The following is a 254-nucleotide window of genomic DNA, read 5'->3' as shown; positions in this document are numbered from 1 at the left end:
ATCTTCATGATGCGGATTAAGCACTTTCTTTTTCACAAAAGGGTTGGTGTACAATACACTTTTCATGAGCTGCGATATAGCTTTTCTAAAAGAAGCGGGCGCTACTTTAAAAAACACAGAGCTACTCATAGATAAAATAAATCCGCCCAAACCAAAATAAGTAAAAGAAGCTACAGCATGCAAAAGATATCGCAGTGTAATAGGGCGTTTTTTAGGGCCCCCAATAAACAAAGTAAAGAGCAAGGGCTGCACTA

Annotated in this window: 1 protein-coding gene; it reads right to left on the bottom strand. The window is 38.6% G+C overall.

Annotated elements, in window-relative coordinates; all coding sequences use genetic code 11:
• A partial coding sequence (locus tag ACY2RW_RS16230; RefSeq protein WP_490123773.1) for a hypothetical protein occupies positions 1-254 on the bottom strand: 254 nt, incomplete at both ends.

Source organism: Polaribacter sp. 2305UL8-11, assembly GCF_058147165.1.
This window is presented reverse-complemented; position numbering and strand designations above follow the sequence as displayed.